Here is a 24,441-nt window from a genome sequence, read left to right as displayed (position 1 = left end):
AATTATCCATTTTCAAGGTTTTTGTAAAGATACTCACTCTACGTGTTATACTTTGTAATACTTTAATTGTTGTGAAACATACAAAGAAAACTTAATATAATCTCATCAAATCGACAGCTAAACACTAAATGCGAGTAAAGACGTATTAACAAAATTAACAAGGGAAAATGGTTAAAGAGAAATAAAACATAACAAGATGAAAGGAAAGCGAATAAATAAAAAGAGAGTAAAAAATCGCCGTAATAAAATAATAATGAATTAATCATCAGTATAAATAAATCTATTTTAATAGAGGGCTTTTTATTTAAAGATAAGACTTTTATTTAACTAAGTATTATTATCTTAAAAATAAAATAGTTTAAATAACAGTAAGTAAATCAATGGATAGGGAAATAAAGCTATTTATTAACTATATAGTTAAAGAAATAGTTAGAGGCTATCTATTTTAAATAACAATATATATTAAATATAACACTCTATTTAGAATAAAAATTCTTCCTTACACCAGGGAAGAAAAGGGCAGTGACATTAAAAAAATAACGATAGTCATAAAAATAAAATTAAGCCCTTAAATTGCAGTACCGTCGGATCAAAACACTAACCCAGTTTTGATCCTTTTTTTATATCTCGTTATATATAATTCAATATATCGATTTTATCTACTACTCAGTTATAACGATGACAACAGAAGATAATCCATTATGCACAAATAAATGAAGTCAGTGTGCTAAGAGACTTAGGGATTGAGACTTGTTAAATTCAATGTTGCTTATCGATAGATGAATGTTACAAGTTTGCCCCATTCATAGAAGAACGATAAGATAAATGCACTTTTTTTCGCCAATCAAACTGAAAACCAACAATAATTGTTGCGAGGGTTCCTCACGCAAGTATAATGAGCCTGTTTTCCAAACACACTTCAGTGCCGGAGTGGCGGAATTGGTAGACGCAGTTGATTCAAAATCAACCGCCTTCGGGTGTGCCGGTTCGAGTCCGGCCTTCGGCACCATAAGAACATCAAGAGACGTCAACGGACGTCTTTTTTTGTATCTGAAATCCCAGTTTTACAAGGCTTTTTCCCACTTTTCAGTCTTCCCAAGTATACTAAGGTCAACCCACATCAAGTACCTGCTGTTGGTATATGTGTTGGTATCTCTCGATTCGATAATAGTTTGTACCAACGCAAGGAGATAAATTATGGCTCTTACTGATGCTAAAGTCAGGGCTGCTAAACCTTTGGATAAATCGTATAAATTGACCGATGGTGATGGTATGCACTTGATGGTACATACCAACGGCTCAAAATATTGGCGTTTACAGTATCGTTTTGGCGGTAAGCAAAAAATGTTAGCTCTGGGTGTTTACCCTGATATTTCACTCGCAGAAGCCAGAGAGAAAAGAGATGCCGCCAGAAAGTTAATTGCTAATGGTTTTGATCCAAGTGAAAAACGCAAAGAAGTGAAAGAAGAGCAGCAAAAAGAATTTAATACATTCGAGAAGGTTGCACGTGATTGGCATGCAACCAATAAGAAATGGTCGGAAGGGCATAGCCATAGAGTCCTCAAAAGCCTTGAGGACAATATCTTTGCGGCTATTGGTAAACGCAATATTACCGAACTAAAAACTCGTGATCTACTCGAACCTATTAAAGCGGTAGAGATGTCTGGACGTCTTGAGGTCGCTGCACGTTTACAACAACGTGTGACAGCTATTATGCGTTATGCCGTACAAAGCGGTTTAATCGACTATAACCCTGCACAAGATATGGCTGGCGCAGTTGCGACAGGCAAACGAGTTCATAGAGCGGCATTAGAGCTTAAACGCCTACCTGAGTTCTTACAACGCATCGATGATTATAAGGGAAGACCTTTAACTAAACTTGCAGTCAAACTTACCTTGTTAGTCTTCATTCGTTCCAGTGAGCTGCGCTTTGCTCGTTGGGATGAAATCGATTTTGAAAATGCCATGTGGACGATCCCTGCGGAACGCGAAGCGATAGAAGGGGTTAAACACTCACATCGCGGATCAAAAATGCGTACTACTCACTTAGTCCCTTTAAGTCGACAAGCTATTGAGATCTTAAAACAGATCTATCAATTCAGTGGTAACCATGAGTTGATCTTTATTGGCGATCATAATCCAAGAAAACCAATGAGTGAGAACACGGTAAACAACGCATTACGTGTGATGGGTTATGATACTAAGACAGAAGTGTGTGGTCATGGTTTCAGAACGATGGCGTGTAGTTCGTTGATTGAGTCGGGTCTATGGTCGAAGGATGCAGTAGAAAGGCAAATGAGCCACCAAGAGCGCAACTCAGTGAGGGCTGCTTATATTCATAAGGCTGAACATATTGAGGAAAGGCGACTGATGGTGCAATGGTGGGCTGATTATCTGGATGCGAATAGGACGAAGGAGATTTCACCTTTTAGTTTTGCTAAATCGGGTAATCTTGTCCACTCCCCATTAAAGATAATTTAAATTAGGTTATTGAGTTGTTGGGGTATAAAGGAAGGCTAACAGGGCATGGCTTCCGCCACAGGATGAGCACAATTTTGCATGAGAAAGGATATAACTCTGCATAGATTGAAATCCAGCTTGTTCATATCGATAAGAATGCGATCCGTGGCACGTATAATCATGCTCAGTATATGGATGGACGCAGGGAAATGATGCAGTGGCATGCGGATTATATGGATAAGTTGGAAGTGTCCACTTTATTGGGAGCAACTGGAACACTCTAATCAAAGTTGTTTCAAATAAAGAAAAGTTAACAAGGGAAATTAATAGCCACCTTTACGTCTAAACGTAAAGGTGGCTATTTTTATTATTTTATAAAGCATGAATAGAATAGTTATTTTGAGAACATAACTCTATCAATTTCCCAGTAGTCAAGAAGGCAAAAGAGAATACTTCGAAGATTAGAACTAGCTGTTTTATGTGATAGGAAATCACGAGACATTGCTAAGTGCTCAAACTCTTTAGCCACAGAAAATAATGTCATAGCTACATCATTTTTCGAAAAGAAATCACCTAGTATAGTTGTATTCAATTGAGATAATTGATTTTCAACATTGAGTCTTACTTGCTGGGATATGGCTAAGCCATCGTTGGCATGTTCTTCTACAAGTCGCATTGAAATATCTAGTATTTTTTTCATACCAGAACTTCCTCTAGAACCATAAGTAAATCCATCTTTGATCAAAATATTACGTTCAGGTTGATCTAGGAAAGATAATTCTTTCATACAATAATCTATTGAAATAGAGATGAAAGAGCAGATCAAGTAAAGGCATCGCAGCGCTGTTTCGTGTTGTATTTCTTGAGTTATAGATTGTTCTGCAAAAAATTTTCCGTGGGAAATCCATTCATTACAGCTATCAAAAGATAGTGGTTTTGCTAATAGGCCCTTTGAAGATAAAATTCGCCCTCGCCAGTTTCCATCTAATTTACTTAACGAATAATCATCTATTTTTGTAAAAAATTCTTCATCTGAAAGTCTATTAATATTTGGACTATCTGAATTAGCAAGTTTTGTTAAAAAATTACCATCAAGAACTAGCACATCAAGTTTCCTACCAAAATCTTTTACTTCTTGACGTCTATCTGTTGTTGCTACAATTGCATTTGTAGCTTTTGTTGCAATACGTAATCCCTGAACCCAAAAAATTCGTTCAATTGCTTGAGGTGTTTTTTTATTTTTTGCATCAACTAAAGTAATTTCTCGAGAAACAGAGGACGTCCTGCTATACAGCCATAAATCGATGTCTGTAACATCAAACCCTTCATAGCTGAATGGTACACCGCGAATAACGTAGTACCCAGCTTTAATGAAATAACTACGAAGTAGTTCTTCCATCATGAATCCTTTTGGTAATGTGTGTTTATATTTACTCATAAGCCACCTCCAGTCCGAAGGACAGATAGCATATCATTGGTCGCTTTAGGGCTTAATCTTCTTTGAGTTCTTCGGGTTAATTCTCTATTTTGTTCAGGCCCATTGAAAGATGTTACTGCTGCGGTGGGAAAGTTTTTTAATGAATGTTCACTTACATCACCTTGCCTTATTACTTGAAGGGCTAACTCTCCAACCTCAATTTTAAGGAGCTCAAGCATAGGGCCTGTACGTCCTTTTTTTGATCCTTGACTAACTTTAACTACACCTTTTAATTCAAGAAGCTTATAGTCCTCTGAAATTGCTTGAACGGGGCCAACACTTTCACCTCGTACTAAAGCACTTAATAAAGCATCAACCATTTGAATTTTTCCACGGGTATAAGAACTTTTAGTCATACCATATGTTATTGAGCTAACAAATGCTTTAGCAAGATCAAATGCATCATCAACCATAGAGTTACTATATTTAGAAAATGCAGAAGGTAGCGTAATAAATCCTATATTTTCAGTTGAATTACTGACAACACTTATATCAAACAAACCGATAGCAGTAACTTTTTGAAATAATTGAGTGCCAAGAAAATTCTCAGCTTGCTCAACATTGAGACATGCTTGCTTTTTTAATGTATCTTGGAGTTCATTTAATTTTATTTGCTCATCTGGTTTAAGTGAGTCAAGGACAGCCTTTATTTTTTTTGTTGAATCTCGGCGAAATAGATTACCATTGAATAGCAAGGTGTTGTTATTATCTAGCTTTTCAGAATCAACAAAACCAATTTGTTCGGCATTTGTAAATAGTTGGTTTAATTCCTCCGATGCTAGTTTATATGTATCTGCTAATTCCGTAGCAACATCCTTTATAAAAATAGGTGACATTGAAGCTCTTTCTGCAAGCGAAATAGATGCTATTTCGCTTGCTTTTGGTTTTAAGCTATCAAAAAGGTCAGATGTGTGTTGAAGTGCAGATGTAGTTGTTACACCTAATACAGCAATACCACCAGTAGCTGTATCTATAAGTTGTTGTTTCTTTAATACATCAATAAGTTTGGGAAGTTCAAATGATAAATTGATGTTTGCAGCCGTAGCTAACACGGATAACTTATTGTTATCTAAGGTTGTATCTTTATTTGCAGAAATTGCAGATAATAATATTCCTGCTTTCCCTGCCAAATATGTATTATCATAACCAAATTGGTTGGTAACACCTTGTAATTTATTAGTATGATGTATCAACCACGATCCTTTAATTTTCTTATCCATTTTTTTTCCTTAAGAGATTAAATTTAATTTAACTCATTGATATACAATTTAATTTAGATTGAAATAGGAATGGGAATAGGCAGTCGTGGCTGTATTTCGATTAATTTTGTATTGGATTTAAGGATATCATTAAAAATATCTGGTGTTTTAGGTGCTTCGAGAGATACTATAAAAGCATATTTAATAATTGCTGCTTTAGAACCAGATATCTGATCACCTCCATCTCTTGCCATGTAATGGATTTCAAAACACGGATCATTGAGACTACTTCCTAACTTTCCTTTTTCTTCATGCAAAACAGACTCCCATTTTCCAGCATCCGAACGTAATTCAGCTTCAGTCGCAACTGTTTTCTGTTTAAAAAATGTATCTGTTTTATCAGGTGTTGGTCGCCATGTAATTTCTATACCTGCTTTTGTATACATAGATGTGTCTTGAGGATCAACTGGACTAGAAAAACAGCAGGTTGCCTTAATTTTTACCTTTCCAGTTATTCCATTTTTCGGTATTGGTAATGGAACCCTAAGATATTTGCCAGGGTAGAGTTCGCCTTGATATAGAATTTTAGCGGTACCATCTGGAGACTCGACAATTTGACTAATTGAATTGGGTATTTTCCCCCAACCAACTTCTGTTTTTTCATGCGTTGATTGATCTGCTGAATTAATCAGTAGAGCTTTAATTGCTAGTGTCGATATTTCATACCCTAAAATTGCACGTATACCAACAGCATATCGTAGGAGATAAGGTGCTGAAAAACTTGTTCCACAAATAGGTGTTAACTTTCCAAAATCAATAGAGCTTGGTATATGGAAATATTGTTTTGGTGTCCCACCAAAAGTAACTAGATCAGGTTTTACTAAACCAGGAGATCGACCAGGACCAACTGCGCTATAAGATGCTCGTTTCCATCCTGAATCAACTTGATCAATGGCTCCTACGGAAAGAGCATTTACACAGTCAGACGGAACCTGAACCCGATCTAAGCCTAATGAATTGTTACTGTTACCATTATTTCCTGCTGCGATTGTCAGAAACGTTTCACCATCAGATAAATAAGTATCAATTAATGAGGTCCATGGATGAATTTCATCATCATCAATAGGTAGATCAGGCCCTAAACTTAGATTCATGAATTCATATTGTCTAGATAATAATATGTCTTCTAGGTGTGAAAGTGTTCTATAAAGTTCATATGGGTCTTCTTCTGCAGTTTTTTCGTCTAAAACCCTATAGTGATCGACATATGAAAATGGTCTGGGTGCTTCTTCATCAGGCCAAAGAGGACCAAAAAGAAAAGCTGAAGTTACACCTAAACCGTGTGATGGTCCATCAGGCAAATCATTTGCTGATGGATCAGAAAGATTATAGTTTGATACCCATGGCTCTAATACATGTCTATCAGGAAGTCCACCATCAAGAATGGCTACTCGAATATCAGAAGCGTAGGGATGTACGTTTGGTAGATTTACATCAGCTCCTATACTCATACCTCTAGTTAAAGGTCTAAAAGATCGCATTGAAGGTAATGGACGGATAACTCTTACAAATGAAAAGGCTGCAAGAGTTATCAATTTATTATCATCTCCAGCCATAGGAACAAACCAAAGATTGGAAACTTCAATAGCTAGGTTTTCTTTAGGTTGAAAGCCCAATTCTATTGCATAATTGATGAACGCATTTTTTATAAACTCTGAGTTCCCACCAGGAATTAGTTGTAGGCCAACTTCCCAATATCCATCATAGGCAGCAGAATTCGCTTTTATCTTTTCGCGTTCATCAACTGTTGCTATACTCCAAATACGAAAAAGATCTGATGCGCCAGGGCTATCTTCTGAAGATAAAGATATACTTTTGGTAAATTCAGCTAGTCGCTCCCGTTTTCCTGCAACAAATATTTGAGTTGTAGGGGATTCTTTTGGTTTTCCGACTCTAGTCCACCGATCTGGTAATACATTTGTACTTTTGCTACCAACCGAACGAACTCCCATCTCTTTAAATAATGCCCTTGGGAAATGTCCTTTTGCAATGTATGAGGGATGTAACGTAATTGCGCTCACTGCAAAGTCTTTCGGGCATATATCAGTACCTAGTGTACTTAACTCTTTAGCTGTTTTTTCGAATTGTGGTTTCAGCCGAGCAATGACCTCCTCAAATGTATAAATAGGGTCTACACTAGGATTTATCCTTGGTGGTGGTTTTAATGATGTTAACTCTTCTGCTTTACCGATAATATAATTTTTTTTCTCACTCACTTTGATTCTCCTTACCCATGAGTCTCTTGCGAATAGTATCTCTACTTACATTGGTAACTTTTGATGCTTTTTGCTGCGTAAATCCAAATTGACTTACTAGTTTTACCGCGAAATTAATTTTTTCAGTTTTAGTTTTTGCATTTAAATCAAAATTAATCTGAGAAATAAAGTTGGAATCAAAATCATCCGGTTGAAGTAAATATAGTCTACGTAAATGAAGTATCTCACGCTTTATATTACTGTAGGATTGCCCGTAAAAATTTTCTTTTAATAACTCTAACCATGGCTCTAATACTTTAAAATCTTTACCGGAATATAAACGGATAGCTTCACTAACTTGCTTATTATTGGGTAATGAAAACGTAATTTCACAGTCAAAACGACGCCATAAGGCAGGATCTATTAGCTCTGGATAATTTGTAGCTGCGACGAGTAACCCTGTAGCAGGCCAGTCTTCGAGTTCTTGAAGCATAATGGTTACAAGTCTTTTTAGTTCGCCAACATCAGATTCATCTGTACGTTTTTTTGCAATAGCGTCTATTTCATCAAGTAAAAGTATCGATGGGTGAGATTTAGCATAATCAATTACATTCCTAAGGTTGTTTCCTGTTTTACCCAAAAAACTACTCATTACTGTTGTTAAATCAAGTGTATATAAAGGAATATTTAGTCTTGATGATAACCATTGCGCAGTCATTGTTTTTCCAACTCCCGGAGGACCACTAAAAATAAGTGATTTTGTGGGCGTTAAACCATTTCTAGTAAGTAAGTCAATTTTTTTTCTTTCGAGAAGAACTTGTTCTAGTTGCTTTTTTACCGATTCTTGTAAAAGGGGTTCGTCGCGATTGTTGATGTCTACCTGTTCTTTAAGGAGATTCAAAGGAATGGCGGGTTTATCATCAGTTTCATTTATCGGAAGATCGAATGAGTGGGTCTCTTTTCTCATTATTTGATGAGACCTAACTGGCTGAGTTTTTAGTAACTCTTCAATTTGTTTAGCTAGTAAAGGGTTACTCTTTCTGAGTGAGCGAATATGTTTGGCTAAGTAAAGCCTTAAGTCTTTATCCTTACCCTCGAGAGCTAGTTTGATAACGCTGACTAAATCTAGTTCCATTATAACACCATTGTCAGTTTGATTTGTAATTAATTGATTTTTAATAAATAAAACAAACCAATAACTATGACTAGTTTTTCATTAAAAAAACATTATAGCCTTTTCGCATGATAAATCTAGATGTGCTGTGTTTTTTCACAGTGTGAAAATTGTTAGTTCCATTTCTTGAGTCAACAATTATAGAAGTGATATGATTTTTTGACTGAATAGCTGATTAAATTTTATAGGTTAGCAAACAATACATACTCATCGATGATCCTAGTTAGGCCCCTGTTCTTCATCGGCCTGCCAATGATCCATTCCACCAGCTGTTCTTCAGTTCTCATCTTTAGGGCATTCAGCCAATCATCTAAAGGAAAACCCAGCATCAAATCATACAAGTACAGCCACATCACTTTATGGCGTAGATCAGGTTCATTGAACTGCTTGAATAGGCTAATCAGTTTATTAGCAAATGAAAGTTGTCCAAGGCGAACGCATTCGCTGAGAAGAATCCCCCTCTAACATGGGTTGATAACGTAGCAGACGGTTATCAACCATTAACTCACATCCATATCAGACTGTACTGATAATGGCTCAGGGAACGTTCTACCGTCGATTAAACGGTACAGGCATAGCGGGTGTGCTGTCGGTGCCAGGAAAGCGTATATCTGCTAGTATCCGCTGGACTATATAGGGATGTTAGATGCCGTGATTGATAGTGAATTTAGTAAAGCCATTTAGCTTGTATTGATAACGGCGTAGCTATGCCTCATGAGAGTCATGATACTTTTTCATTGTTAGGTTTCCGGTGTGATTTAAATGTTGATGCTATCAGCGCAGAAAGGGTAGCGGTACGATGGTTACGCTCTGGACTCGGCAATACGTGCTTGTAACCAATTTTCAACTTCGCTCTTTAACCAGCGAGAGCTACGACCCAGCTTTATAGGCTTTGGAAACTCTCCATCTTGGATCAATTTATAAAACCACTTGTCTGTTAGTCCCGTTAAACGGGTTATAAATTTCATATCAACAAATTGGTCATCTAATAAGGGAATCGCTTGAGTACTCATTATTGAACTCCTGTCTTTAAAGTTAAAAGGCAGAAGGGATATCGATAAATGTTTAGGGATATCTCTCTTCCAAAAGATATCCCCCTCATGTTTTTTATTGGTAGATTAACGGCTGCATCCAAAAGAACGCTCGCCATCACCATAATATTTTGTATGCTCTTTGGCTAAGTAACTACAACGCTGGTTTAATTCGAATATCGTACTTTCATTGTTGGTATTATTGTTATCTAGCCAAGTAACTGCATTGTCTGGGATATGAACTAAATAACGCTTGTCAGGGAAGTTAACATCTATAGCACTACACCATGCTTGTTGTATGAATACATAGAGCGTCCCTTCGGTTTTAATAAAGTCGCCAAGACCCCAATAGACATCTTTATTTAATAGCAAAAGTACATGGTAGTGTTTTTTGTTTTTTATCTCACCAAACTCTCTGACCCATACATAAAACAAAGGGCATGAATGGTTACGCTTCCATATTTTATTTTTACGTTTTAGGTCAGCATTTATTTTTGCTTTTAACGATTCAAAAAATCGGGTGATGGCATTGGAGTCACTTAAGTGAAGTATATCCGATGAAGGAAAGCGCAAGTCCACTCGAATAGCAGTAACTCGATTATAGGTTAAGAGTGATTTACGGATGGTGTGGTTTATCTTTTGAATGTAATGCTCGTTGTAGGTGTTTCTAGACATGATTGATACCTTTGGTTGGTTTTATTTTCATATCTAGAATGGATGTTGTTAAAAATAAGAATTCATCACTTTAGAAAAATGATGAGCATATGAATTAGTGAGTCAGTGACAGGGTAATGATTAATGTTCTAGGTGTAGTTATGGGATAGGTTTTCTTTATTAAGATAATACTATACCAACACGGCAAGGCTCTTCTCTATCTCATCACCGATGACCGTGACAGAGCGCTTTTGAACAAAGGTGAACTGATACTTTTTCAAGTAGATCAACTCTGATATTAATTTATCTAAAGATTATCCTTCATTCTAACTATAATTTTACTATTATAGTGATATTTAGCACGTAAATCCTGTTTCTTACATGATACAAGGTAACTATAAATGCTACGTAAAATACTGCGTTAATTGCTAGGTAAGGATAAAATTTTATGATAAAAATTGACGATGATTACTTAGGTTACAGGCAGATATATGCAATAGAGTTTTATTTGTTAAAAAATAAAATCGTAATAGATCAAAACTTTAATATTGGTCATTTCACTGATAATAGAAAAGGAAAGTCTAATCGTGATCTGTTAGATGAAATAAAATTGTATATGTCAGAAAGAAATACTTTTTTAAATTTTGAAAATTGCTTGTCTTGTTATAAAGAAAATTTAATTGAAATTGGAAAAATAAAATCTTTAAAGAGTGAACGGATTTTACTTATAGTAATGAATTATTTAATGATATTTTATAATGAAAAACTAAAAGAGAATGAAAATAATCACCAAATAATGACAATGAGTAGTTATTCTCCATTTGACCTTGATGAGATGATAGGGAACGATTCTTTATTAAAATATGTAATTTGTTTTATTGACTATATTTGTATGATGGTGAGTAAAAGCAATTTTGAATTTTTATTTTTGGATTTTTTAAATAAAAGTATGTCATATGTTAATAAATATAAAAATGTATTTTCATTTATTAATAAAACCGATGATTCATTAGATTGGTTGATTAAGAGAATGGTGAAAGAAGATGTGGAGATTTCTCGCGACATAGCTCTTTTGATAAGGAATGAAAAATGGAAGGTAATTAACTCTTGCTTTGATTACTGGGCAATCACTTCAAATCCTAAACACGTGGATTATTTTCTTTCCAGAACAAGAAAAGCATGGAGTCAAAAGAAATTCCGTGATGGCGTTAAAGGTAAAGAGGTATTGAATACCTATATATCTAAAGAATCAAAGTTAAAATTAAAAAAAATAGCAAAGCTTCATAATAAAAATATTAATGAAATTATTGAAGCTATGATTGATCAAATTGACTTACCAGAGGAACCATTAAAAAAGCTAATATTGACAGCTAAAAAGGCAAATTAAAAAAACTACAGATATATATTATTAGCTTGAATAGCCACAATGATTTTTCAAGGATGTAATATGAACCTACAACCCGAATTAGGAAGGGTGATATCCGCCTTTCCTGCTTCATTTAAAAATCTGTTTTTCAACCAACTTAATCACCTAATTAGCTACTCTCCCACCATTGGCCTGATGGGAAAAACAGGGGCTGGAAAATCCAGCCTTATCAACGCTCTATTCCAATCAATCCTATCACCTGTGAGTGATGTATCCGGCTGTACACGGCATGCTCAGCGCTTCAGTATGACGATGAACAATCACACGCTTACCTTTATAGATTTACCCGGCGTAGGTGAAAGCCTTGAGCGAGATAAAGAGTATCACCAGCTCTATCGTAACTTACTGCCAGAGCTGGATTTAATCATCTGGGTACTTAAGGCCGATGATAGAGCGTGGTCTTCTGATGAACAGTGTTATCGCTTTCTCACTGAGCAATGTGGCTACCAACCTAAGCGATTTCTATTTGTGCTAAACCAAGCAGACAAGATAGAGCCTTGTCGCCAGTGGGATGAATACAAGCATCAGCCATCCCCGGAGCAAGCGGCTAACTTAGAATTGAAGCAACAAGCCGTGATAACCGCATTTAAGCCGCATCATCCTGTGATGACGGTTTCTGCGGCAGAAGGTTACCAACTGACTGAATTAGCAGAGCAATTAATACAGGTATTACCGGCAGAGGCTAGTAGCGGTGTCGCTAGGCAACTGAACAATACTTACCGGACGCAATCTGTAGAAACTTCGGCACGTAACGATTTTGGGCAATGTGTCAGTGATATTGTTGATACTTTAATCGACATCATTCCGTTGCCACCACTGATAAAAAGTACGATTGGTACGGTCAAAAATAGCATCGTCTCCGTCGCTAAGTCCCTGTGGAGCCTATTCTTTTAGCTTCTTAAATTAACGCAACATTAATGACATCTAGCGCCACTCCTTAACGGGATTGGCGCTTTTTTATTTCTTTTTATTGGAGTATCAACTTATGAATCATTCAACTGAATCTGCTATCACAATGGAATTAGTCCCTGATGAGCAACGCCTAGATTTTTGGTTCAACCATTTTGGTGCAGTAAAAGGCTGGGCTACCTTTGAAGTGGTGATCTTCACCACGATGGGTCAATTCTGCGACGAATATCATGGCGGTTACTGGGAGTACGGCTCGCTTAATAATGGCGGTGCCTTTATCTACCCCGATATCAACGCAGATACCTTAACCCTATTCAACATGCACAACTGCAATGAAGCCACCGTGAGCCAAGAGGCTGCAGGGATTGCGGTGTGTCTGATCTTGTACAGCATCTGGTCATTCCAAACAGAAAGTGAAGTGATGTGCGACCGCTTTTATCAGCTGCGTGACTACGCTTCACAACATCCCGAGTCCGCTGCCATTTTCCACTTAATTGATTAATCAGGAGTCTATCATGAGTTTATTAGCTTCGCGTTTTGGCTCTGCTAACAGTATTCGCCGTGACCGTCCACTCACCATTGAAGAATTATTTCGTACTGTACCGAGCGTTTTCTCCGAAGATAAGCATGGGTCACGCAGTGAACGTTATACTTACATTCCCACCATCACCTTGTTAGACAGCCTACAAAAAGAAGGCTTTTACCCGTTCTTTGCCTGCCAGACTCGAGTGCGTGATGTCAGCCGTCGAGAGCACACCAAGCATATGTTACGACTTCGGCGACATGACCAAATTACGGGCGTACAAGTGCCTGAAATTATTTTGCTCAATAGCCATGACGGTTCGAGTAGCTACCAGATGTTGCCGGGACTCTTTAGAGCTGTATGCTCCAACGGTTTGGTGTGCGGTGATGTATTAGGTGAAGTGCGTGTACCCCATAAAGGGGATGTGGTGGGGAAAGTGATTGAAGGGGCGTATGAGGTACTCGATACGTTTGAGCAAGTGGCTGAAAAACGCGAAAGTATGCAGTCGTTATTGTTACCCCCACCAGCCCAGCAAGCCTTTGCTGAAGCGGCTTTGACCTACCGCTTTGGTGAAGAGTTCCAGCCAATCACACGAGAGCAAATTCTACAGCCTCGACGCGTTGAAGATAAGAAAGAAGACCTTTGGACGGTGTACCAACGTTTACAAGAAAACCTGATTAAAGGGGGATTATCAGGCAGAACCGCAAAAGGTAAACGGGCCCGCACTCGTTCGGTGAATGGGATTGATGGCGATATCAAACTTAATAAAGCCCTGTGGGTGATGGCGGATACCTTATTTAACCAACTTGCTCCTCGCCAGCCCAACTAATTTTCCCGCCCTGACAGGTTGTGTCGTTACGCCCTACCTCCTTATTGTTCAAATAATCGACATAACATTATTTATCAATAAATTACTTGTAGTGGTTTTTCACTAAAAAGCCTAATGATAATTTTTCCCAACAGACATAACCTGTCAATCCCCTAAGTTAAACTCCCTTACTTCTTAATTTCCTAACGTCCGTTATTGAGAGCAATACGTTATGTTTCAGACCAACCGAAAATATGACCGCATGGCTGTGCGACTCTCTGCGCTGATTGCCCGCTTAATGGCGGGCGAAAGCCTAGTGCTCTCATGTTTAGCCCAAGAATTCCATGTTTCTGAACGCACGTTACAACGGGATTTACGTGAACGCTTGGCTTATCTGGGTGTAGAAGGTCGGCAAGGTTGTTATCGCTTGCCCATCAATACGCTAAAAGCTTATCGAGACAAAGATATTCTTACCTTTGTGAAACAGATTGGGATGACTCGATTGTTTCCGGGGCTAGACAGCCGCTTACTGGGATTACTGCTAACCCAACAACCCCATGCACCTTGTTTGATTTGGCACCACGCCCATAAGATTTCGGCTTTGCATGCCGACCATTTCTATCAATTGGTGTATGCCATTACCAGTAAGCAATCTATTAGCTTACTCACACCTGAGCGTCGTTTTAATCCACTACAACCTTATCAACTGATTTACCGTGAAGGCCAGTGGTATTTACTGGCTGAATATCATCAGCAAGTGCATGTTTTGCTGTTGGAGGATATCCAACAAGTTCAGCCGCTAAATACCCCCTTCACACCGAAACATGCAGTGATGCAATTGTCACAACAAAACAGTTTTATCGCAGCCTTACCGCATTTTCGATTGATATCACAAGTACTTACCTCTCTTCCATCACACAAAGAAAGGAGCCGACCATGACGTTATTAACCTCACCAGCATCGCATCCTACACATTGCCCTCACTGTTCTTCAGAGCAAGACATCATTGCATGGGGCTCAGGCTGGATGTGCCGCGATTGCGGTTACGAATGGGCCATGCCTATTCAAAATCACCCTCACACCGTGAATTCATCATCACATAAGGAAGCTTAGAAATATGAACACAGTTTCACACTTACAACTGGGTTTAGAACGGATCGCTGTCGTTATCAGTATTTTGTTATGCCTTTGGATCACTGGCGTATTGCTAACACATTTCCAGCTTATCGCTCTCATCATGAACCCGTATGGGATCACATTGATGTACTTCGTTTTATATCTCTTTGCTCTGGTTATCCCACAACTCTTGGCGCAATTGGGCTTATGGGTTTTGAGTGCCTTTATGGGAGTTGATTATAAAATCCATTTCAACCCCAAATTAGTTGCCATTATCTCGTCCATCATTATCGGATTAGCCCTCTCTAGCCTACTGATTATCATGTCATCCGGTTGGCTATACGGTTTTACTGAAGGAGTTGCTACTACAATATTGTTGATTGATTTACTTATCGCCAGTGGTATTGCCTTTTATCTTCATCGGCGAATTCGTCACTGGATTTCAGTGCGACTAAACCGTCAGTCATCACATTAACTATGATCAGCAATTTTTGTTGTGGATACCTTATTCACCATTCACCCGATAACCACCGAATACGCCATATCAGGGAAAAACAAGCACCCATTAGACGGTGTTCATCAAGCGTCAATCTGACGTTTCTATTTATGTTGATAGGAATTTATAATGAAAAAATATGTATTCGTAACTGCATTAGCCTCACTGTGGTTGATAACATCACCAGCTTCTGCCACCAGCCAGCCCCCTAAAAATACCATCTGGGAGTATAAAGGTGATGGCGGTAAAACCTTATGGCAAGTGTGTGGAAGCCAAAACAGTACCTGTAGGATTGTAGGCTCAACCAAGCATTATGTTGCTGTACTGAATCATAAATCCGCATCAGGTTGTGCATTTGGTGATTTCTACATCGTGGCAAGAACTGACGGAAACTGGCAACAACGCGATACAGGCACTTGTAGCCCTAACGCCTACGTCCAAAAAGGATACATAAATAACGGGCAATATTCGTCAGTTGATATTGGTGTCAACGGTACTATCGTCAAACGCTATCCGATAGGTTACTGGAACCAGCAAAAAGAATTATCAGGTAAAAAACGCCCACATTGGAAAGAAAAAGACCGTACTAAAGGTGGATTGCAAACCAACCAACAATAAATAACATTCTCGCTACCGTTACTTGCGGTAGTGAGGGCAATAAAAGATAACTAAAGGTAACGTAATGAATAAGATAAAAAGCCTATTTGCGATAGGACTATTAGCAGTTAGTGCATTTAGCTTGGCTGAAGAACAACAGCGTTATGCGAGCATCACGCATACAAGTTCAAACTTTATTAACCAAGGTTACTGTGGTTACTCATTTACCCTTGATAATGGCGGTAGCCATATGGTTCTAGACCACGCGGAGTTTGGTGCGCTTGAGATAACCTTGAGAATGAAAGATAGGCAAGGAAAGGTATTAGGGGATACGGTACTGGAAGTGGAACCTTTTGGCGATTCTAGCGCAACGCGTGCCACCTTTGCAGGACTGGAAATACCTTGTGATGATGTCGTTGAGTTTGAAGTGGTTAAAGCGGTAGAAGATCAGAACGGGCGTAAGGTTGAATTACCACTATCAATCTTTGAGGCGAATAATCCAGAGTTGGCGAAGATGTCGGTGGCTGGAAAAAAATAATTTTAGTTGTATTTATTCTGCCCTAAATGGAGAGCATTACAATCAGCGTTTTATATTAGCTTAATAGTTTGACTTGATAGTATTGATACTATCAAGTCAATTTTTGGTAGTGAAAACTAATTATCAACCAAAGCCTAGACTGTCATATATAACACTACTACAAATCAGTTAAGTTACTTAACGTTGCCAATCATCAGCTATCAGTTGCCAATCAACTTTGCGAGGATTTTCACCAGTATTAGACCATACGTCCCAAAAATCAGGATCGTCAGATTGAGGTCTTTGTGTTTCAGTAAGCTCTCTCATTCTAACTAAAACCGGAAGTTCAGAAGCCCATCCTAGTAAAATAGCATGCCGAGATGGTAGAGATGGCAACTCCCTCAATAATCCCCTCATATTATCGGGAACAAGCCTATGGACTTGCTCTTGGTCTCTATCATTACTAATCCGGTGCAACAAAAAAGTATTACATTGAGACAACACTGTTGGAGATAACTCTGACGGCCGTTGGGACGAAACCACAAGACCTAATCCAAATTTTCGTCCTTCTCGAGCTATTTTTTCAAATACTTTGCAGCATATGTCGGAGACTGACTGACCCTCACTATCCTCTTTGTAGCGTTTAATAAATGTATGAGCTTCCTCTGCAACCATAACTGTTGGCAGTGGTTTTCCATTTAGCCTTCGATAACGTTGTAGTGCTTCAAAAGTAACCCTGGAAATTACAGCAGTTACCAAATGTATTATTTCATTTGGTACCAGTGATAAATCGATTACGGTTATAGAACTTTGCCCATCTATCCCTAGAAAAGTGTTTAACCAATTAGTTAAACTGATAGGCTCTTCAGAATCATTTGTTACTACACTTATTCGGGTGTCACCTAACATTGTCCGAATACGAGTCAGAAGAAACTCCACGAACTGCTCTGTACCTGTTTCTTGGGCTAAGGCTTCGAGATACGCTACAAAATCGTCACCTTTAAAACGAATAGGCGCATCTTCACTTTTCGGAAGAAGTTCTTGCTCGTCCCCACCAAGCGTAGCATGCGCATTTTTTAATTCGCTAATCAACTGATCAGTGTCGGAAACTTCAGGTTTTGACGGCCACTGTACACCTGTTCGAGTGGAGAGATACACATTAATCGTGTTTATTAGGTTATCAAAAGGTTTTTTATCGATTTTTTCATTCAACGTGGAGAGACTATTAGCCCATGAGGTTAAACTTTCAACGAAACCTTTCGCATGACCGCCATTTACATATATCTGGCCTTGGCTTGCTAATTGTCTCATTGACACGAGAAGGATACCGCAAAAGTGTTTCGCTTGAATTGTCACATTATCTTCTGACAAAACAGCATTTCTCATAGCCCTCAGAGCTCGGCGCAATAAGGGAAGTTGAACTTTTGAACTTGCTTGAGTAAAAGCAGCCCATTCAGAACTATTCCATAACCATGACGGCACTTTAAGTTCAATTTCTTCAGCATCCGTGTTAGCTTCTACACGTAATAGCTTACCCTTGTATTTTGATTTTGGTCCGAATGCTCTACTGTATTCTCCATTTGGATCAAGTATTATGAACCGAGCATTAGGAGTTTGTTCCTGTTGCAAAACTGCATCTAAAGACCATTGAATTAACCCCGCCACTGAGCATGATTTACCACTACCTGTATTACCCAAGACAGCTATATGTCGTCCAAAAAGCCTATCAGGGTCCACTTTTATTTCTGCATTGTTAGCTAGGGGGCTATCCCCTATTTTTACTCTTCTATTGTCACCTGACTCGATTATTGATTTTAATTGCTCGTCAGTGGGCAGGAGCACTGAGTCACCTACCGAGGGAAAAGCATCTGTTCCTCTTGTGAACTTGAAACCTTCGTTTTTTCTATCAACTCTTAACGTGCCAACAGGATTGATGCTGAGCTTTTTAAGTGGAAAAGGAAGGTCTATCAAGCCAAAATCTTGCAATCCCCTTCTTTTAGGGTATGGTGAATGTTCTACGGCAATCCACTCAACCTGCCCAACAAGAAATCCATCATCACTACTTATAAGTACATAACTATTTATTCGAGGAAAATTACGAGGTGAGCCACCTTGAAGCGATACGGAATCTGGAGAGTCAATCTCTAAAGAAACTCTGATTTCACTAGGCGATACAAAACCAACAGTTCCAATTCTTAATTGCTCTAACCTTTCAATTGGTAAGTAGCTCATAGTGATACCTCGGAGTCAGTTGAATTACCTAATTCTTTTGGCTGCATGAATCCCCTTTGCTTGAGCAATTCAGCCATCTTTATTGATGCTTTATCAATAGCAGGTTTAGGTAGATAGTTATCAACTAAAGTTTTAAGATCTCCTAAATGATCTCCCATTAACAGAGTGATCTGAGCTTTTCTTCCACTCTTAGTAATGAAATTCATAATTCTTCCAAGTGGATCTCCGAAGGCTATTATGACTATATGAGTCGAAGGAACTGTAAGCATGTCTTCAATTACCCTATTGATATGCTCATCACCAAAGCTATAGCCATAGGTGACTAATGTGCTATTTGGACGGCTAGTTGCTGCTGCAAAATCTCGAAATAGCTCAACATAAGGGTACTCGGCAGTTTCTCTATCTTTTACTGAATTAGGATAAATCATGAGCTGTTCATAGCTATTGCTTTCATGACCTTCGGCTTCTAAAAACGGATCAACAGAGCGTGCCCCAAAAGGTAAACCAAAGCGCCGAATTGCACTATTTTGTTCATGCCAATCAAGGGAACCATGAAGCTTAGTAAAACGCGCAACTCCTTCTAAATATCTTGGTTCGCCACGGATTCCAGGAGGATTATAGTGATAATCAACTTCTAATCTTGAAGAACGAAACACTGGAGCGATACTTCCTACAAAGCGATCTATAAGTCTCAAGCCAGCAAGCTCCGCACCTACTTCGATAATACGGTCGTAGTTTGTTGTGAAAATATGTAACCTATCGCGAGTGGCAGTTCTACTTGCAAAGCTCATCAAGAAGCTCACCAGATAATTGAATGTTTCCTCTTTTCGCTTAGGGTCAGCATTTTTAATCAAGTATTCTCCAGTACTTACAGATCTTGAAAACTCACCTAGGCATCGAGAAAGCTCTCCCCTAAGTGCTTTCAAATCAGCTTTTAGATTTCTATAAGCAACATGAGGAGCTGGAGGGTTTTCAGGTTGAGGGGTATTCAGCACTGTCAGAATTTCAAGCCCTTTAATAAGTTCATTAATAGCTCTAATTTGATCTTCTATATTTCCCTTATCGCGGCCAGCAGCTTGGGCGGCTTGGGTAGCAAATGTATCTATTTCACTTTGACATACTGCTAGGTCGCTTATCCAGCCCATTCCTGCTGGAGGTAAACCTGTAGCAGACATTTGAATAGATGTGCTTAAACCTGCACCGATCAATAAGTTTAAATGTTCGGATTGGAAGAGTGCGGTTAGCCAAGGCTCGATATTTTGGCGTAAATTCTCTATTGATATTTCTGCTTCCTGTTTTCCCCATGCACAGTTTGCCGATAGGGTAAAAGGATAAGAGTAGGAATCAGCTTGCTCGCTAGAGTTTGGTAACAGTCTAATAATTTCGGGTACACTACCAACCTTTATGTACTGAATATTCATAAACACACTTCTTTTATTTGTATAAAAAACATAATGTTGTAGGCATAAAGGAGAGCTACTAGTATGATAATTTAAGTTATTGCTTTTGAATCTTATGCCTACAAGGCTCTAAAATCCTCAGAGTATCATCTATACAACCCCAAGGTATCCAACATGCTTTCTAACTTAGCAAGGTTAAATATCAACCTATTAGCATATAAGCTCTTATGATTCAACATAGGTGGAAGAAATGCGTGAGAAGAGTTTTTAAATTTATTGATATGCACATGCAGAAATGATTTGATCAAATTCTAAAACGATTGAGAGACAATATGGGCTATGAAAAGTCATTCCCAGAGGGAACGGTGTTTGAATAGGCGGAAAAATACGGGAAATATATCATCTCATATGCGTGCCTCTTCTTCATAAATCAATTAGTAATTGCTCCTACTTAGATGAGGAGGGCTGTTAGCAGCTGATCAGCTATCCTACTCTATCTGACCAAAGATAAGCGAGTAACTATGAAGTATCAGTAGCTAACCGAGAGGCAATGATACCAGATCTTGATGCTGCATGAAGATAACTTATAAGATTATATTGTTTCATCAGCATCACGATTACTTGTATTAGATAACCATCAGAGAAAGTAAGAATTTTATCTGTTGGTACATGCGTTGGTATAAATAAATTTATACTTTAATATTTTAATTTAGATCATGAGGTTAAGTGTTATGTACGAGTCCGGCCTTCGCACCATAAGAACATCAATGGACGTCAACAGACGTCTTTTTTTGTATCTGAAATCGAGTGTTTGCAAGGTTCCTCTCGCATTTTAACTCTACCAACGTATACTCAACTCAACCGACATCAAGTTAATGATGTGGGTACATTTGCGGGTATATGCCGATTCGATAAAGTTTTGTACCCGCAATTCGGCTGCGAGGATAGTTAAAATGGCACTTTCCGATACTAAGGTTCGTTCTGCAAAATCTGAAGATAAAGCGTATAAGCTGACAGATGGTAACGGACTATTTCTTCTGGTTCATCCCAATGGTTCTAAATATTGGCGCTTCCGTTATCGCTTCGGCGGTAAAGAAAAGATGCTAGCATTTGGCGTGTACCCTGATATCTCGCTAGCGAATGCTCGAGAAAAACGAGATGAAGCAAGAAAGCTTGTTGCTAGTGGTGTAGATCCAAGTGAAAAACGCAAAGAAGTGAAAGAAGAGCAACAAAAGGAATTTAATACATTCGAGAAAGTTGCTCGCGATTGGCACGCGACCAATAAGGCGCGGTTTTTTAACTAACGAGGTGTTTCCTGTTGCTCAATATACTGGCGGATAATGGATATTGCTGCGCCACCACAACTCCCCGCGAAATAACTCGGCGACCAAAGAACCCCTTTGTAGTAATCACGTTGGGCAATATCAGGACGATCACGTCGAGGTAATCGACTCGATACCCCTTTAAGGCTGTTAACCAGATTAGATATCGCCAGTTTTGGCGGGTAATTAATCAGTAAATGAACGTGATCCCGTTCCCCATCCATTTCAACCAGTTCAACATCAAAATCAGCACAAACACTGGCAAAGTAGCCTCGCAATTTTTCAATGGCATCCTGATCAAATATTTTTCGCCGGTATTTTGTGACAAAGACCAAATGGACGTGCATCAGGAATACACAATGTCTGCCAAGGCGAATATTAGTTTCATTTTTTATAGACCAAAGTATAATAGATAATATGAAACGTCTACAAGCCTTTAAATTCCAGTTAAGACCCAATGGTCAGCAAGAGCGTGAGATGAGACGCTTTGCAGGGGCTTGTCGTTTTGTTTTCAATCGGGCATTAGCACGTCAGAATGAGAATTACGAAGCAGGGAATAAATACATTCCCTATACAAAAATGGCTTCATGGCTCATTGAGTGGAAATCTGACACAGAGACACAATGGTTGAAGGAAGCCCCATCACAACCGTTACAACAGTCACTTAAAGATTTGGAACGGGCTTACAAGAATTTTTTCCAGCAGCGTACCGCTTTTCCTCGATTCAAGAAACGCGGTAAAAATGACGCTTTTCGCTACCCGCAGGGCGTGAAGCATAACGTAGATTATAACCACATATAGCACACTGATAATTGTAAGCATGTAAGATATTTTTTCTAAAAGTGGGATCTCGGTTTTGGCGAATTTCTTGTAGTGGAAAATCAAGACGGTTAGCAATAACTTCTTGAACATTATCAGGGAAGTGTTCACTTAAAATCTGTTGTGCTAGCTTATTGATTAAACTTGGCTTTTTTATAAGAAGCTGATAGCTTTCTTGGTCAAATCCACCTAACACATTTTGCTGAATTAATTTATTTTTCGATGGTTGCTTATTATCTTTTGATAGATCGCTCTCTTTTGGTAGTTGCAACTCCCAAAAACCATCGCGAACTAATCGCCAGAAAGGCAGATTTGGATAATGCTCACGGCGAGATGGGCCAAAATTCATCAATAATTCTAATAACTGTTGATGAATTTCATTACCATAATTAAATAGTCGTGGATGGCCTTTGCGGTACTCGGAAAGCGCTAATAAGAGTAACAGTGGTTTATGGGGCGCTCTGTTATCACCTTTACGCCAGATCGTGATATTAGAATTTTCTGTTGTAGGATTTTTTGAGTATACATGGGTATTTTAGATAATAAGTGAATGGCTGAATGATAGCGAATGCGAAAGTTTATTAATATAGTCGTATAAAATCTTATTTTATAGAAGAAGTACAGAAATATGTTTAATTATTCATATCTGTTATAATAACATTGTTTTTTAATTTCTTTGCAACATCTTGATACTTAACGTAACAATAGTGATTTTAATGTCTCAAACATCTTCCTCACTCTATTAAATACAATATAAAAATAAAATGGTAAAACATCCTCTAATCGCTCATTTTTTTTGATTTTACTATTAAAAATGGTTTTATCTTTATTTTAAAGATTCTAATAGGTAAATCTGTTTTATTATAGAATAACAACCATTCTTACATTTTGTACTATTTTTAGTCGTATTTAAAAAAAAGCAAATAATAGACTTAAAATATCTATAAGTAAAAATAGCTAATTATTCTATTCTTTGAAATGCTTATAAGAAAGCATTTTTATGCTATGGTAATATTATAAGTAATATCATATTTGATATATTTTTATAAATATAGTTATTGGTGGAGATTATTTTTATCTTTAAATTTAAAATATATTTTTATTTATACATACAAGTATTAATTTTTTAACATTACATTAACTGTAAATTAGGCTTTTGTTTAGATAATAATCTTTATTAAGGTAAATTATTAAAATTTAATACTTAAAAAACGCATTTATAGGTATATCTATCTAAGTATTGTTACTACCGATCAATGCTTGTTTTTTGATAGCTGTTGGCTATCGTAATCTTTTTATTGATCGTTTTTATCAATTTGTACTAGAATCATCATTAGGGTTACCTGTCATTGAGGGGCGTATATGATGATCAATACAGTGGTAGGGAAAAGAATACAAAATAGAAGAAAAGAATTAAATATATCAAGTTCGAGAATTGCATTACAGTTAGGGATGACAGAGCAATATTATCTAAAATTAGAAAATGGTTATACTAAGATAACCGTTGATGAATTAATATGTATTGCGATTATTTTGAAAGTGTCACCACAAAGTTTATTACTAAAATCAACTGTTAGTCAGCAAAATAGGGATAGCCAATTAAATAATTATTATCACTAATAATATTATCACAATAGTGCTTTGTTAAAAAATACTCATATAGTAGTAGTTTATTGAGTAATATAGTAATGATAAGAAATTACTTTTAGGCATCTTTGATATTAAAATATAAGTATATATCTTTATTGAACGTCATAAATCAATAATTGATGATGCATATTTGATCGTTTTAAAATGTTTTCTATTACCACTCTATAGTGTTAATGCTTTGTTTTTATAGTATAAAATCAGGTCTAATGTTAAATGAAATAGTAATTAAAAGTCGTGATAGATGGCTAATCGTCACTAAAGTGAATTAATAATAACCCTCTATCTTATACTGATGGCATTTAACATCGCTGATGCGTTTTTATTTTCGCTATCTACTAAGGTGTATAACCGATTTTATTATTTAGGATCACAGTGA

19 protein-coding genes, 1 tRNA gene and 4 pseudogenes are annotated in these 24,441 nt (G+C 37.6%); 14 read left to right on the top strand and 10 right to left on the bottom strand.

Features of this window, described 5'->3' with window-relative positions; translation table 11 throughout:
- Positions 1-924: 924 nt before the first annotated feature.
- The 3 genes and pseudogenes from AACQ49_RS12435 to AACQ49_RS12425 all read left to right on the top strand — a co-directional run.
- Positions 925-1,009: transfer RNA gene (locus tag AACQ49_RS12435), tRNA-Leu, on the top strand.
- Positions 1,010-1,197: 188 nt separating this feature from the next.
- Entirely contained in the window at positions 1,198-2,481 is a 1,284-nt protein-coding gene (locus AACQ49_RS12430; RefSeq protein WP_161779071.1) for a tyrosine-type recombinase/integrase, read from the top strand.
- A gap of 5 nt (positions 2,482-2,486) precedes the next feature.
- Positions 2,487-2,744, top strand: a pseudogene (locus AACQ49_RS12425) (tyrosine-type recombinase/integrase); the annotation flags it as partial.
- A 110-nt stretch (positions 2,745-2,854) separates the two neighbouring features.
- Here AACQ49_RS12425 and AACQ49_RS12420 read toward each other — a convergent pair.
- The 6 genes from AACQ49_RS12420 to AACQ49_RS12395 form a co-directional block, all read right to left on the bottom strand.
- On the bottom strand, positions 2,855-3,898 hold the full coding sequence (locus AACQ49_RS12420; protein WP_161779070.1) for a hypothetical protein: 1,044 nt from the start codon (positions 3,896-3,898) through the stop codon (positions 2,855-2,857).
- Positions 3,895-5,157 (bottom strand): hypothetical protein, encoded by a 1,263-nt coding sequence (locus tag AACQ49_RS12415; RefSeq protein ID WP_161779069.1) that lies wholly within the window; start codon positions 5,155-5,157, stop codon positions 3,895-3,897. The genes AACQ49_RS12420 and AACQ49_RS12415 overlap by 4 nt, the downstream gene beginning before the upstream one ends.
- A gap of 53 nt (positions 5,158-5,210) precedes the next feature.
- Positions 5,211-7,412: a S8 family serine peptidase gene (locus AACQ49_RS12410; protein ID WP_161779068.1), complete on the bottom strand. Its 2,202-nt coding sequence runs from the start codon at positions 7,410-7,412 to the stop codon at positions 5,211-5,213.
- Positions 7,405-8,526, bottom strand: coding sequence for an AAA family ATPase (locus AACQ49_RS12405; RefSeq protein WP_161779067.1), 1,122 nt, complete (start codon positions 8,524-8,526; stop codon positions 7,405-7,407). Before AACQ49_RS12405 ends, AACQ49_RS12410 begins: the two co-directional genes overlap by 8 nt.
- Positions 8,527-9,368: 842 nt before the next feature.
- The gene (locus tag AACQ49_RS12400) at positions 9,369-9,578 is read right to left on the bottom strand and encodes a helix-turn-helix transcriptional regulator (RefSeq protein WP_066749988.1); all 210 of its coding nucleotides are present in this window, start codon (positions 9,576-9,578) and stop codon (positions 9,369-9,371) included.
- Positions 9,579-9,683: 105 nt separating this feature from the next.
- On the bottom strand, positions 9,684-10,271 hold the full coding sequence (locus AACQ49_RS12395) for an inovirus Gp2 family protein (protein ID WP_161779066.1): 588 nt from the start codon (positions 10,269-10,271) through the stop codon (positions 9,684-9,686).
- Positions 10,272-10,698: 427 nt separating this feature from the next.
- Here AACQ49_RS12395 and AACQ49_RS12390 point away from each other — a divergent pair, with 427 nt between their 5' ends.
- The 8 genes from AACQ49_RS12390 to AACQ49_RS12355 all read left to right on the top strand — a co-directional run bounded on the left by AACQ49_RS12390 (position 10,699) and on the right by AACQ49_RS12355 (position 16,663).
- Complete coding sequence (locus AACQ49_RS12390; RefSeq protein ID WP_161779065.1) at positions 10,699-11,637, top strand: hypothetical protein; 939 nt, start codon at positions 10,699-10,701, stop codon at positions 11,635-11,637.
- Positions 11,638-11,697: 60 nt separating this feature from the next.
- Entirely contained in the window at positions 11,698-12,570 is an 873-nt protein-coding gene (locus AACQ49_RS12385) for a GTPase family protein (RefSeq protein WP_161779064.1), read from the top strand.
- A gap of 91 nt (positions 12,571-12,661) precedes the next feature.
- A complete protein-coding gene (locus tag AACQ49_RS12380) occupies positions 12,662-13,087 on the top strand; it encodes an antirestriction protein (protein WP_088206864.1) in 426 nt (141 codons plus the stop codon).
- Positions 13,088-13,100: 13 nt separating this feature from the next.
- Positions 13,101-13,937, top strand: coding sequence for a DUF932 domain-containing protein (locus AACQ49_RS12375; protein WP_161779063.1), 837 nt, complete (start codon positions 13,101-13,103; stop codon positions 13,935-13,937).
- Positions 13,938-14,148: 211 nt separating this feature from the next.
- Complete coding sequence (locus AACQ49_RS12370) at positions 14,149-14,856, top strand: helix-turn-helix transcriptional regulator (protein ID WP_099432982.1); 708 nt, start codon at positions 14,149-14,151, stop codon at positions 14,854-14,856.
- A 177-nt stretch (positions 14,857-15,033) separates the two neighbouring features.
- Positions 15,034-15,507, top strand: coding sequence for a hypothetical protein (locus AACQ49_RS12365; RefSeq protein WP_161779062.1), 474 nt, complete (start codon positions 15,034-15,036; stop codon positions 15,505-15,507).
- Positions 15,508-15,657: 150 nt separating this feature from the next.
- Positions 15,658-16,146 (top strand): hypothetical protein, encoded by a 489-nt coding sequence (locus tag AACQ49_RS12360; protein WP_094959693.1) that lies wholly within the window; start codon positions 15,658-15,660, stop codon positions 16,144-16,146.
- Positions 16,147-16,210: 64 nt separating this feature from the next.
- Positions 16,211-16,663 carry an IrmA family protein gene (locus AACQ49_RS12355; protein WP_099432980.1) on the top strand — a complete coding sequence of 151 codons (453 nt, stop codon included), beginning with the start codon at positions 16,211-16,213 and terminating at the stop codon, positions 16,661-16,663.
- Between the two features lie 177 nt (positions 16,664-16,840).
- Here AACQ49_RS12355 and AACQ49_RS12350 read toward each other — a convergent pair whose 3' ends face one another.
- Positions 16,841-18,874 (bottom strand): ATP-binding protein, encoded by a 2,034-nt coding sequence (locus AACQ49_RS12350; RefSeq protein WP_099432979.1) that lies wholly within the window; start codon positions 18,872-18,874, stop codon positions 16,841-16,843.
- A complete protein-coding gene (locus tag AACQ49_RS12345; RefSeq protein ID WP_060561462.1) occupies positions 18,871-20,295 on the bottom strand; it encodes an SIR2 family protein in 1,425 nt (474 codons plus the stop codon). The genes AACQ49_RS12350 and AACQ49_RS12345 overlap by 4 nt, the downstream gene beginning before the upstream one ends.
- Positions 20,296-21,227: 932 nt before the next feature.
- Between AACQ49_RS12345 and AACQ49_RS12340 the strand changes: the two are divergent.
- Positions 21,228-21,560 (top strand): annotated as a pseudogene (locus tag AACQ49_RS12340) (Arm DNA-binding domain-containing protein); the annotation flags it as partial.
- A 14-nt stretch (positions 21,561-21,574) separates the two neighbouring features.
- On the opposite strand, the gene tnpA reads toward AACQ49_RS12340, so the two are convergent.
- Positions 21,575-22,006 carry an IS200/IS605 family transposase gene (gene tnpA / locus AACQ49_RS12335; RefSeq protein ID WP_430257029.1) on the bottom strand — a complete coding sequence of 144 codons (432 nt, stop codon included), beginning with the start codon at positions 22,004-22,006 and terminating at the stop codon, positions 21,575-21,577.
- A 7-nt stretch (positions 22,007-22,013) separates the two neighbouring features.
- Between tnpA and AACQ49_RS12330 the strand changes: the two are divergent.
- Positions 22,014-22,394: pseudogene (locus AACQ49_RS12330) on the top strand (RNA-guided endonuclease InsQ/TnpB family protein); the annotation flags it as partial.
- Here the strand turns inward: AACQ49_RS12330 and AACQ49_RS12325 are convergent.
- A pseudogene (locus AACQ49_RS12325) lies at positions 22,339-22,943 on the bottom strand (phosphorothioated DNA-binding restriction endonuclease); the annotation flags it as partial. The pseudogenes AACQ49_RS12330 and AACQ49_RS12325 sit on opposite strands and share 56 nt — an antisense overlap.
- 834 nt (positions 22,944-23,777) lie before the next feature.
- Here AACQ49_RS12325 and AACQ49_RS12320 point away from each other — a divergent pair.
- Complete coding sequence (locus AACQ49_RS12320; RefSeq protein ID WP_036919663.1) at positions 23,778-24,035, top strand: helix-turn-helix domain-containing protein; 258 nt, start codon at positions 23,778-23,780, stop codon at positions 24,033-24,035.
- Positions 24,036-24,441: the final 406 nt, after the last annotated feature.

Origin of the sequence: Proteus sp. G2675 (assembly GCF_963886535.1) — a bacterium.
GTDB classification, from domain to species: domain Bacteria; phylum Pseudomonadota; class Gammaproteobacteria; order Enterobacterales; family Enterobacteriaceae; genus Proteus; species Proteus mirabilis.
This window is presented reverse-complemented; position numbering and strand designations above follow the sequence as displayed.